Origin of the sequence: Embleya sp. NPDC008237 (genome assembly GCF_042956465.1) — a bacterium.
Taxonomy (GTDB): domain Bacteria; phylum Actinomycetota; class Actinomycetes; order Streptomycetales; family Streptomycetaceae; genus Embleya.
Genome location: NZ_JBIBGL010000001.1, coordinates 350,185 through 361,333, shown reverse-complemented (window position 1 = coordinate 361,333; position 11,149 = coordinate 350,185). Strand labels below are relative to the sequence as shown.

The window sequence follows — 11,149 nt, the reverse complement described above, 5'->3', positions numbered from 1 at the left end:
TGCCGAACGGGTCCGGGGTCAGGGCATGGGTCGATTCCCCGATGTCGCCGAGTTCCGCGCCCCGAGCTCGGCGCCCCCAGCCTCGTGCCTCGTGCCTCGTGCCGCCGGATCCGCGCCCGTCGACCCGGGCCCGCGATCCGCGACGCAGTCAGCCGAGACCGAGCAGGGCGCACGCGGACGCGAGTTCGGCCGTGCACACCTCGCGTACGTCCAGGCCCGGGAGCATGGGCAGCAGTTCCTTGAGGTTGGCCCGGGTCAGCGCGATCGGCGCCAACGCCACGGTCGGCACCCGGGTCGTCCCGTTGTCGCGGGCCGCGTTCACACCCGGCAACGGTTCGCCCCGGCCCAGCGCGATCGCCATCTCGGCGGCGGCCTCGGCCTCGGGCCCGACGGGCTTGAGCACCGAGACGGTCTGGGTGCCCGCGATGATCCGGCGCAGCGCGGCCGGGTCCGGATCCTGTCCGGTCAGCGGCACGGGTCGGCCGACACCGGCGGCCGTCAGACCCCGGAGCACGCCCTCGGCCATCGTGTCGTCCGCCGCGTAGACCCCGATCAGCTGCCGCGGCCCGCCGAGTGCGGTGACCGCGTCGCCGATCACCTGCTGGGCCTTGGACCCGCCGGCGTCCTCGACGTCGTACTCGCGCCCGATCGTCACCTCACCGTCGAGCACCTCGTGGGCGCCGCGCTTGACCTCGTTCCCGGCCCGATCGCCCGCGCGGCCGTTGAGCATCACGATCGAGCCGCGGTGCGGTCCGCCGGCCGTCCGCACCGCGTCGAGCAGCGCCTCGGCCTGGAGTCGGCCCACCGCCCGGAAGTCGAACGAGACGTGCCCGGCCACCGGACCGGCGGCCAGTTTGTCGAAGGAGACCACCGGAATGTCGTGTTCCCGGGCCCTGGTCACCGCCGGCGCCGCGTCCTTGGGGTCCACCGGGCCCAGGACCAGCACCCGGACACCGGCCGAGATCATCGCGTCGACCTGCACATGCTGTACGTCCGGCTGCCGGTCGGCCCGGGCGAAGCGCACGGTGCAGCCGGGACACAGATGTCGGATCCGGGCCTCGAACGCCGGTCGCACCGTGCGCTCCGCCCGGTTGTCGGGCAGCAGCAGACCGACCGGGAACGCGGCGGGCGGATGGGCGGCGTCGGAGGTGTCGTCTCCGAACCCGCGCCACACCAGGAGGGCGGCCGTCAGCGCGACCACGACGGCCGTCACGACCACGAGCGTGAACCGGGAGCGGGTCGACGGCAGCCGATGGCTCCCGCCCCGGCCCGCGCCGCTCGCATGCACAATGCGCGCGGCGGGGGCGGCGGCCGGCTCGACCCGGCTCGACGCGCCGTCCGGGAGATCGCCCGGCGGGTCGCCCGGCAGCGCGTCCCGAGCGGGCTCGACACGGACCCGGGCCGGCCCGAACTCCTCCGAATCGGCGGTGTCCTCGACCGCCCAGCCGACGACCGGCGGGAACCGCGGGTCGTCGGTCGCCTCGTCCCCCGGGTCGCCCGGCGCCCGGTTCGGTACATCGCCGAACTCCTCCGCGCGCGGATCCGGCATGCCCTCGGCGTCCAGCGCACGCCCCGCGATCCGCAGCAGTTCGTGGGCGAGCGGCATCGGCAACCAGCCACCCGGCAGATCCTCGCCCGTCCCGATCGGCACCAGTTCGCGGGCCCGGGTCGGCGTCGGCCGGCGGGTCGGGTCCTTGTCCAGGCATGCCCGCAGCAACGGCAGGAACGCCTCCGGGGCGTCCGCCAGGTCCGGATCGCGGCCGGTCAGGTTGGCCAGCAGGACCGGCCAGGGCCCGGATCCGAACGGCAGTCGTCCGGTGGCCGCATAGGCGAGCACCGCTCCGTAGGAGAAGACGTCGCTGGCCGGTCCGACGTCGGCCCGCTCGAACTGCTCGGGCGACATGAACCCGAGCGTGCCGAGGGTGCGCCCGGTGCGGGTCAGCGCGGTCGCCCCGTCCAGCAGCGCGATGCCGAAGTCGATCACGATCGGGCCGTCGACCGCGAGCAGCACGTTCGCCGGTTTCAGGTCCCGGTGCACCAGGCCCACCGCGTGCATGGCAAGCAGCGCGTCGGCCAGGCCCGAGGCCACCGCGCCCAGGGTGTGCGCGGGCAGTGGACCGAACGCGCCGACCGCCTCGCCGAGCGTCATCCCGGGGATGTACGCGGTGGCCAGCCAGGGCACCCCGGCATACGCGTCCGCGGCCACGACCGGTGCGGTGAACGGTCCCCGCACCCGACGCGCGGCCTCCACCTCGCGGGCGAACCGCTGCCGGAACGCGTCCTCGTCGTCCAGGAGTTCGACCCGTACCCGCTTGACCGCCACCGTCCGCCCGGCCGGACCTCGGCCGAGGTACACCTGGCCCATGCCGCCGGCCCCGAGCCGACCCAGCAATCGGAACGGTCCCACCCGACGCGGATCGTCGGCCCGTAATGGCTCCACTGGGTTCCCCCGTCGTCGACTCCGGCCGTCGCTCCCGTCCGACGGGGCCGGGATCACCCGCATGCCTGCCTCGCGTGACCGACCGGACCCAATCGTTGCCGAAGCCGACCCCGCTTCGCAGCCGGTTCGGCGGCACCCGGGACCCGGGCGCCGCCGACCGGATGTCGGGGGCTCAGCGCAGCGTGAGTTCGGTGGGCTTCTTCGGTTGGGCCGGGTCGAAGAGATCGACCAGGGTCACCGCCCGTTCGGCGCCGCCCCGGGTGGTGCGGGCGTCCTCGCCGGCCAGGGCGCCGCGCAGGTCGGTGCGGCCCAGATGCAGCGATTCCACGGTTTCGCGCGGGAGTTCGAGGATCACCTCGGCGTCCGAGGGGATCTCGCGCAGGAAACGGGCGACGCCGCGGTGGATGTGCAGCGCGACCTCCTCCTCGCCGTGCACCCCGCCCAGCACCCGCCAGCCGAGCACGGCGTCCACGTCCAGCGCCTCCTCGGCCCGCAGCCGGGTCGTGTACAGCTCGATCAGCCACGCCGCCGGGATCTGCGCGACCAGGTCCCTCGGTGCGAAGATCGCCGCGAAGTTGATCAGCGGCAGGATCGGCTGGATCCGGTCCTCCAGCTCGTCCGCGCTGGTCAGGTACCAGTTCCGCCAGTTGATGTTGAGCTGCGCGTAGCCCAGCCGGCGAAACGCGGCGGCCTTGACCGAGCGCGCGTCCGCATCCTCGCGATCGATCCGGGTCAGGTGCGTGGCCAGCTCGGCCGCCCACTGGTACTCGGCCGCCGCGTACGCCTGCCTCGCCGCGTCCAGCACCCGTTCCCGGCCGCCCATCAACTCCACCGTCCGGCGCGCGTATTCGGCGCGGGGAAGCGGGTCCAGGTCGACCGGATCGCCGCCGAACCAGCCCAGGTAGCCGAAGAAGATCTGCCGCACGGTGTGCTTGACCGTGCCGTAGTACTCGCGTGCGTAGGGCGCGTACGAGGCCAGGTGTTCGGGCAGTTCGACGGTCTCGGCCAACTCGTCCGGGGTCAGCCCCTCGTTCATCCGGCGCACCGTCTGGTCGTGGATGTACTGGATGCAGTCCCGCTCCACCGCCAGCACCTCGGCCACCTTCGCGGCTCCCGACACCGGCTGCCCGTGACTGGGGATCAGGTGCGCGGCCCGGTGCGCGCGCAGCGTGTCGATGCTGCGCACCCACTGCATCGGGTCGCGGTAGCGACAACCGCGCAGGGTATGGATGTTCGGCAGGGTCGGGCCCTGGATGGTGTCCCCGCACAGGAGCACGTCGCTGTCCGGGAGGTACACGCTGATCGCGTCGTCGGTCTCGCCGGGGTTGTGGAACAGGCGCAGCCGCACGCCCGCGACCTCGGTCTCCAACTCGTCGCCCACCAGCACCGTGGGCATCACGAACGACGGTGTGCCCACCCCCGCGTGCGGGCCGACCGCGTCGTTGACCCCCTCGGTGTCCGAGGGGGCGAGCAGGTTGCCGAGCGAGTACACCGAGCGCAGGCCCATGATGTGCAGCGCGGGACCGGACTGGTCGGTCAGACTCGCCAGGAACGTCCGGTGCGCGTAGACGTCCACGTCCGGCGTCGCGGCCCAGTGGCTCAGGCCGTTCACATGGTCGGGGTGATGGTGGGTGACCACCACGGCCCGGACCGGTGCCTGCGGGTCGCTCAGGTGCGGGCGCACCTCCGCCTCGATCACGGCGGCCAGATCCGCGCCGCTGCCGGTGTCGACGACCACCAGGCCGCCGGGGCCCTCGATCACCGTCGCATTGGCCGAGGACCAGCCCACGGCGACGTGTACGTGCTCGGCCACGGTGTACACGCGCTTGGTGAAGTGCGCGGTATGGGCGGCGAGTTCGGGATGAACGGCAGGCTCGACCTCGTACGTCATGGGCGGGCAGCCTGCCACGTCCGGCGCTACGAGGGAAGAATCGCCTTCTCCGCCCCGGGCCACTCCTCCGCGGTCAGCGCGAACCGTTCGTGGTCGCGCCACGCGTCGTTGATGAAGAGCATCCGCGGGGTGAAGCCCTCGTGCCGAAAGCCCATCCGGCGCGCGAGCGCGATCGAACTCTCGTTCCCGGGTTGCACGTTGATCTCCAGCCGGTGCAGCCCCAGCCCGTCCGCCGCGAACACCCGATCGATCACCAGGGCGAGTGCCTCGGTCATCCGCCCGGTGCCCGCGTACGGCTTGTACGCGTCGTAGCCGAGCGAGGCGTTGCAGAACCGCGAGCGCACGATGTTCGAGACGTTGACCCGGCCGGCCAGGGCCGTATCGGCGAGATCCACCACCAGGAACGTGCGGAAGCTGTCGCTCTGTCGGCGGATCAGGTCCGGCAGGTCGTCCGGGTCGGACGGATTCCAGCGTGCGATGTGGTCCGAGCGGCGGATCGCCGCGGCGGACGCCGCCGCGTCCGACTCCCGCGGCGCGCGGATACCCACGCGGGCACCGGGCACGGTGTACAGGTCCACGACCCCCGCCATCTGCCTGTGTCCCTTCGTCGTCCGATCCGACCGCACCCGGGGGTCGTCCCCGGGTGCGGTGGTCCCGTGTCGCGACCGGGCCTACTTCTGGCCCGGCGGCAGGAAGTTCTTGAACTCCTCGGGCAGTTCGAAGTCGGCCGCGCCACCCGCACCGCCGCCGGCCGGCAGGCCGAACGGGTTCGCCGCGCGCTCCTCGCGGCGCGCCGCCTCGGCCGCCGCCTCCTGCTTGCGCTTCATCGGGTTGCCCGACTGGCGCTTGCCCTTGGCCTGCTTGGGCGCCTTGCCCTTCTTCTTGCCGGCGCCGCCGCCCATGCCCGGCATCCCGGGCATGCCCGGCATGCCGCCGCCCTTGGCCATCTGGCCCATCATCTTGCGGGCCTCGACGAACCGCTCGATCAGGTTGTTGACCGCGTTGACCTCGGTACCGGCACCCTTGGCGATCCGGGCCCGGCGCGAGCCGTTGAGGATCTTCACGTCCGCCCGCTCGGCGGGCGTCATCGACTTGATGATCGCCGCGACCCGGTCCAGGTCGCGGTCGTCGATGTTGTCGATCTGCTCCTTCATCGCGCCCATGCCGGGCAGCATGCCGAGCAGCTTCGAGATCGAGCCGAGCTTCTTGACCTGCTCCATCTGCTGGAGGAAGTCCTCCAGGGTGAAGTTGTTGCCGCCGCCGTGCAGCTTCTCGGCGGCCTTGAGCGCGAGGTCCTGGTCGTACTTGGCCTCGGCCATCTCGATCAGGCTGAGCATGTCGCCCATGCCCAGGATGCGCGAGGCCATCCGGTCCGGGTGGAAGGCGTCGAACTCGTCGAGCTTCTCGCCGCTGGAGGCGAACATGATCTGCCGGCCGGTCACCGACGCGACCGACAGGGCCGCGCCACCGCGCGCGTCGCCGTCGAGCTTGGAGAGCACCACGCCGTCGAAGCCGACGCCGTCGAGGAAGGCCTGCGCGGTGACCACCGCGTCCTGACCGATCATCGCGTCGACGACGAACAGGATCTCGTCCGGCTTGACCGCGTCCCGGATGTCCGCGGCCTGCTGCATCATCTCGGCGTCGATGCCCAGGCGTCCGGCGGTGTCCACCACGACCACGTCGTACTGCTTGGTCTTGGCGAACTCGATCGAGTCGCGGGCGACCTTGACCGGGTCGCCGACGCCGTTGCCGGGCTCGGGCGCGTAGACCGCGACGCCGGCCCGCTGGGCGACCACGGAGAGCTGGTTGACCGCGTTCGGGCGCTGGAGGTCACAGGCCACCAGGAGCGGCTGGTGCTTCTGCTCCTTGAGCCACTTGCCCAGCTTGCCCGCCAGGGTGGTCTTGCCCGCGCCCTGGAGGCCGGCGAGCATGATCACCGTGGGGCCGGTCTTGGCGAAGCGCAGCCGGCGGGTCTCGCCGCCGAGGATCCCGACGAGTTCCTCGTTGACGATCTTGACGATCTGCTGTGCCGGGTTGAGCGCACCCGACACCTCGGCGCCCCGGGCGCGTTCCTTGACGCGTCCGATGAACTCGCGGACCACCGGGAGGGCCACGTCGGCCTCCAGGAGGGCGACGCGGATCTCGCGTGCGGTGGCGTCGATGTCGGCTTCGGAGAGCCGCCCCTTGCCGCGAAGGTTCTTGAAGGTCGCTGCGAGGCGGTCGGAGAGAGTGTCGAACACGTCGGCAGAGGTCCTTCGTCAGATACGGGTGGTGTCGGGCCCAGCCTAACCGCCCGCCGAGCGGTCGTGGCGGGGGCACGCGTCCGGGATCCGCCCGCCGACGCCGTGACCGGCGCCGTTCGCCCCCGCGCGGATCCCGGCACGGGCGCCCCGGCCGACGCCGACGCGAAGGGGCAGTGGCGGGGGCGTCGACCCGCGGGGCGCCCGCCGACCTGCCCGGCGCCACCGCCTGCCGGGCCGCGGCACGCGTGCCCGGGAGGCGGCGCCGGTGCCTGCGGTCACGGCGCGCGCCCCGGGCCGCGGCGCCGGACCGCTGATCACGGCGCAAGCGCCTTCTCCAGCGACCTGGCCAGGCTCCGGGCGTCGGCGGCGGTCAACGGGTTCCCGTTCGGGGCGACCACGTAGAACGCGTCCACCGCGTCCGCGCCGTGCGTGCCGACCCGGGCCTGACGCACGCTCACCCGGGCATCGGCCAGCGCCTTGCCGATCCGGTGCAGCAGCCCGGGGCTGTCGTGCGCCCGCACCTCCAGGACGGTCGCGCTCTCCGACGCGTCCGCGATCACCTCCACCCGGGCGGGCGCCCGGGTGGTACCGCGCCGGGGCGGGTAGGCCGCCTCCCGCTTGGCCAGCCTGGCGGCCACGTCCAGGCCGCCGGCCAGGGCCCTGCGCACGTCCTCGCGCAGTGCGGCCGGGTCGGGCAGCCGGCCGAACTCGGTCTCCACCGTCCACACGGTGACGCCCAACTCCTCGATCACGTCGATCGCGGCCGAGCGCACGGTGAGGCGGTGCAGCGCCAGCACCCCCGCGGAGAGCGCCATCAGGCCGACCCGGTCCGGCGCCGCGATGGTCACCTCGGCGCCGAAGGGCAGCGGTTCCAGCCGTACCACCGGAAGTTCGCCGGACACGTCGGCGGTGACGATCCGCTCGGACACCGCCGGGGCGGGCCGGCCGGCGAACACCGCCCTGGTCCGGGCGACGAGGTCCCGGACCAGGGCGTCCCGCCACTCGCTCCACGCGGCGGGTCCGGTGGCGGCGGCGTCGGCCTCGGTGAGCGCGTGGAGCAGATCGAGGGTTTCCACGCTGCCCACCGCCTCGGCGAACGCCGCCACGGTGGTCGGATCGTCCAGGTCGCGCCGGGTCGCGGTGTCCACCAGGAGCAGGTGGTGGCGCACCAGGGTGCCCAGCACGTCCACGTCGTTCTTGGCGAAGCCCATCCGTGCCGCGGCCTCGCGCGCGATCACCTCGCCGCTCACACTGTGGTCGCCCGGCCAGCCCTTGCCGATGTCGTGCAGCAGCGCGGCCACCAGGAGCAGGTCCGGCCGGGCCACCCGGCGGGTGTGCGCGGCGGCCTCGATCGCGGTCTCGATCAGGTGCCGGTCGACCGTGAAGCGGTGCACCGCGTTGCGCTGTGGACGACAGCGCACCCGCTCCCAGTCCGGCAACAACGCGGTGATCAGCCGCTTGGACTCCAACGCCTCCCACACCGGCAACACGTCCCGCCCGGCGCCGAGCAGCGACACGAACGCCTCGCGGGCGGCCGGCGGCCACGGATCGGCCAACGGCGGGCACTCGATCGCGAGCCGGTCCACGGTGTGTCGGGACAGCGGCAGGCCGGCCTGCGCGGCGGCCGCGGCGGCGCGCAGCAACAACACCGGGTCCCGGGCCGGCTGCGCGGCCTGTGCGAGCACCGCCTCGCCCGCGTACTCGACCACGCCCTCGGCCAGCGGCGTGCGCGCGGACACCCCGGTCCGGGCCCGGCGCAGTCGGCGTATCCCGGCGCCCGCCTCGCGCGCCGCGAGCACCCGGCACACCTCGCGCCAGGTCACGTCGGATGCGTAGGCCAGCGCCCGGGCCGCCTCGGAGACCCGGCGCAGCAGGGTGTCCGCGTCCAGCAGGCCCAGCCGCCGGGCGACCGCGTCCTGCTCCTGGAGCAGCAGTCGATCCGCGCCGCGCCCGGTGACCAGGTGCAGTGCGTCGCGCACGTCGAGCAGGGTGGCTCGCGCGGTGTCCACCTCCTCGTGCGGCGCGTCCGCGATCCACGAGGCCGAGACGGCCCGCAGTGCGGTCGCGTCGCGCAGGCCGCCCCGGGCCTCCTTGAGGTCGGGTTCGAGCAGGAAGGCGACCTCGCCGTGCCGCCGCGCACGCTCGCGGCAGGACTCCAAGAGCTCGGGCAACCGCTTGACCGCCGCCGCACGCCACGCGCCGAACATCGACGTGCGCAGCGCGGCGGTCAGGTCGGGGTCGCCGGCGATGTGGCGGATGTCGAGCAGGCCGGTCTGCACCCGCAGGTCCTCGGCGGCGGCTCGGCGGGCCTCGTCGGGAGTGCGCACCGAGTGGTCCAGGGCGATGCCCGCGTCCCAGACCGGATACCAGATCGCGTCGGCGAGTTCGGTGATCCGGTCGTGGCCCTCGTGCAGCAGGACCAGGTCCAGGTCGCTGCCCGGGGACAGCTCACGTCGGCCGTAGCCGCCGACCGCGACCAGGCACACGCCCTCGGTGGGCGCGCCCGCGGCGGTGAACAGTTCGGTCAGCCAGCGGTCCGACAGCGCGCCGAGCGCCTGTCGACGGGCCACGCCGGTGGGCCCGGCGGGATCGGCCAGGAGGTCGTCCCTGGCTCGGGTGTACCGCGAGGTGGCGGTCGGTTCCATCGGGGCCTGCTCCCTCGTTCACACGCGCCGGCGGCACGGGCCGCCGGGCGCTGCGAGCGGTCGACACGAAGGCGGATGGCCGGACCCGTCCCCGAAGACTGCCTTCGGGGCGGGACCGGCCATCGGGGTGTTACAGGGCTTCCGGGCCGCGCTCGCCGGTGCGCACCCGCACCACGCTGTCCACCGGGACGATCCACGCCTTGCCGTCGCCGATCTTGCCGGTGCGTGCGGCCTTGACCAGGACGTCGAGCAGTTCCTCGGCGTCCTCGTCGTCCGCGACGACCTCGATGCGCACCTTCGGCACGAGGTCGACCTGGTACTCGGCGCCCCGGTAGACCTCGGTGTGGCCGCGCTGCCGGCCGTAGCCGCTCGCCTCGGTCACGGTGAGGCCGTGGACGCCGAACGCCTGGAGGGCGTTCTTCACGTCGTCGAGCCGGTGCGGCTTGATCACCGCCGTGATGAGCTTCACGCATCCACCTTCGTGTCGGCGGGCGCCGCGGCGCCCGCGCCCGTAGAGGTGCCGATGCCCGCCGACGGTCGGGTGGAACCGCCGAGTGTGGCGAAGTCGTACCCGGTCTCGGCGTGCTCGACCTGGTCGATGCCGGCCACCTCGTCGTCCTCGGACACCCGGAAGCCGATGGTCTTGTGAATGACCGTGCCCAGGATGAACGTGACGACGAAGGAGTAGGCCAGGACGGCACCGACGCCGATCAGCTGCTTGCCCAGCTGGTCGAAGCCCCCACCGTAGAACAAGCCCTCGGCGTCGCTCTGGACGTGACCGGTGGCCAGGAAGCCGGGGGCGAGCGAACCGATGATGCCGCCGACCAGGTGCACACCGACCACGTCGAGCGAGTCGTCGTAGCCGAGCTTGTACTTCAGGCCCACCGCCCAGGCGCACACCGCGCCGGCGACCAGGCCCAGGGCGATCGAGCCGAGCGGGCTGAGCGCACCGCACGCGGGGGTGATCGCGACCAGGCCGGCCACCGCGCCGGACGCGGCGCCCAGGGTGGTCAGGTGTCCGTCCCGGATCTTCTCCAGGAACAGCCAGCCGAGCATGGCCGCGGCGGTGGCGATCTGGGTGTTGATCAGGGCGCGGCCGGTGACGCCGTCCGCGGCGAGCCAGGAGCCGGCGTTGAAGCCGAACCAGCCGAACCACAGCAGGCCGGCGCCGATCATCACCAGCGGCAGGTTGTGCGGGCGCATCGGGTCACGCTTGAAGCCGACCCGCTTGCCGATCACCAGGACCAGGGCCAGCGCCGCGATACCGGCGTTGATGTGCACCGCCGTACCGCCGGCGAAGTCGATCACGCCCTTCTCGAACAACCAGCCGTCCGCGGCCCAGACCCAGTGCGCGATGGGGAAGTAGACCAGGGTGACCCAGAACGCCACGAACACGGCCCAGGCGGTGAACTTGGTACGGTCCGCGACGGCGCCGCTGATCAGCGCCGGGGTGATGATCGCGAACATCAGCTGGAAGGCCGCGAACACCGTCACCGGGATCGTGTAGCCGTCCCACAACTCGGCGACCCCGATGTCGCGCATGCCGTACCAGTCCAGGTTCCCCACCAGGCCGCCGAAGGCGTCCGTGGAGAAGGTCATCGAAAACCCGTAGAGCACCCACAGCACCGTCACGACAGCCAGGCAGATGAAGCTCATCATCAGCATGTTGAGGACGCTCTTCACGCGGACCATGCCGCCGTAGAAGAACGCCAGCCCGGGTGTCATGAGCATGACCAGTGCGGCGCTCAGGAGTACGAATGCGGTGTTACCCGTGTCCATACTCTGCCTCTCTTCTCCGTGGCCCCGGCCGACCTCCGGGAGCTCATGGAAAGGAGCTTCGGGGTGTGAGGTTTCACGCCGTGGCGCGACGTGTTTCGCCGACGTGACGCTTGCCGCACATGTGTTTCCGGCGGATGAACGTCCGCTCACG

General features: G+C 72.8%; 7 protein-coding genes. All 7 read right to left on the bottom strand.

Annotation, left to right across the window (positions count from 1 at the left end; genetic code table 11):
• Positions 1-148 precede the first annotated feature (148 nt).
• A complete protein-coding gene (locus tag ACFZBU_RS01450) occupies positions 149-2,407 on the bottom strand; it encodes a bifunctional serine/threonine-protein kinase/ABC transporter substrate-binding protein (protein WP_391581396.1) in 2,259 nt (752 codons plus the stop codon).
• A gap of 205 nt (positions 2,408-2,612) precedes the next feature.
• Positions 2,613-4,331 carry an alkyl sulfatase dimerization domain-containing protein gene (locus ACFZBU_RS01445; RefSeq protein WP_391581395.1) on the bottom strand — a complete coding sequence of 573 codons (1,719 nt, stop codon included), beginning with the start codon at positions 4,329-4,331 and terminating at the stop codon, positions 2,613-2,615.
• A 26-nt stretch (positions 4,332-4,357) separates the two neighbouring features.
• The gene (locus ACFZBU_RS01440; RefSeq protein WP_391581394.1) at positions 4,358-4,921 is read right to left on the bottom strand and encodes a GNAT family N-acetyltransferase; all 564 of its coding nucleotides are present in this window, start codon (positions 4,919-4,921) and stop codon (positions 4,358-4,360) included.
• An 81-nt stretch (positions 4,922-5,002) separates the two neighbouring features.
• Positions 5,003-6,571 (bottom strand): signal recognition particle protein, encoded by a 1,569-nt coding sequence (gene ffh / locus ACFZBU_RS01435; RefSeq protein WP_391581393.1) that lies wholly within the window; start codon positions 6,569-6,571, stop codon positions 5,003-5,005.
• Between the two features lie 317 nt (positions 6,572-6,888).
• Positions 6,889-9,219, bottom strand: a complete 2,331-nt coding sequence (locus ACFZBU_RS01430; protein ID WP_391581392.1) for a [protein-PII] uridylyltransferase — start codon at positions 9,217-9,219, stop codon at positions 6,889-6,891.
• A 130-nt stretch (positions 9,220-9,349) separates the two neighbouring features.
• Positions 9,350-9,688, bottom strand: a complete 339-nt coding sequence (locus ACFZBU_RS01425) for a P-II family nitrogen regulator (protein ID WP_360310627.1) — start codon at positions 9,686-9,688, stop codon at positions 9,350-9,352.
• Positions 9,685-10,998 (bottom strand): ammonium transporter, encoded by a 1,314-nt coding sequence (locus ACFZBU_RS01420; protein WP_020553249.1) that lies wholly within the window; start codon positions 10,996-10,998, stop codon positions 9,685-9,687. Before ACFZBU_RS01420 ends, ACFZBU_RS01425 begins: the two co-directional genes overlap by 4 nt.
• Positions 10,999-11,149 lie beyond the last annotated feature (151 nt).

What these genes read in the sequence shown, in the direction of transcription:
- ACFZBU_RS01440 (WP_391581394.1), bottom strand. Translation starts at nt 4,921, where the DNA reads ATGGCGGGGGTCGTGGACCTGTACACCGTGCCCGGTGCCCGCGTGGGT.
- ACFZBU_RS01430 (WP_391581392.1), bottom strand. Translation starts at nt 9,219, where the DNA reads ATGGAACCGACCGCCACCTCGCGGTACACCCGAGCCAGGGACGACCTC.
- ACFZBU_RS01420 (WP_020553249.1), bottom strand. Translation starts at nt 10,998, where the DNA reads ATGGACACGGGTAACACCGCATTCGTACTCCTGAGCGCCGCACTGGTC.
- ACFZBU_RS01445 (WP_391581395.1), bottom strand. Translation starts at nt 4,331, where the DNA reads ATGACGTACGAGGTCGAGCCTGCCGTTCATCCCGAACTCGCCGCCCAT.